1 protein-coding gene is annotated in these 259 nt (G+C 40.2%); it reads left to right on the top strand.

Features of this window, described 5'->3' with window-relative positions; all coding sequences use genetic code 11:
- Window positions 1–259 (top strand): DUF5074 domain-containing protein (locus tag SB679_RS25095; RefSeq protein WP_410705028.1); only part of this gene is annotated, 259 nt, incomplete at both ends.

Below are 259 nucleotides of genomic sequence, written 5' to 3' on the forward strand. Positions count from 1 at the left end.
CTGTTAACTTTATTGACAATAACGGACAGATCACAAATCGCGTTTACAGCAATGTAAATAACAATCATGCTTTCGGAGCAACTACACAATTTGGAACAATCTATGGAGATAAATTCTATTTTGTATCCAAGCAGGCTGCTGATGGAGGAGATTCACAATATACACCTGGTGGTAGACTCGTAATTGCCAATGCACAGACCATGCAGAAAATTGCAGGATTCAATGATATCGGAGGGGGAGATGGAAGATCTTTCCTTGG

It is taken from the genome of Chryseobacterium sp. SIMBA_029, from assembly GCF_046535275.1.
Taxonomy (GTDB): domain Bacteria; phylum Bacteroidota; class Bacteroidia; order Flavobacteriales; family Weeksellaceae; genus Chryseobacterium.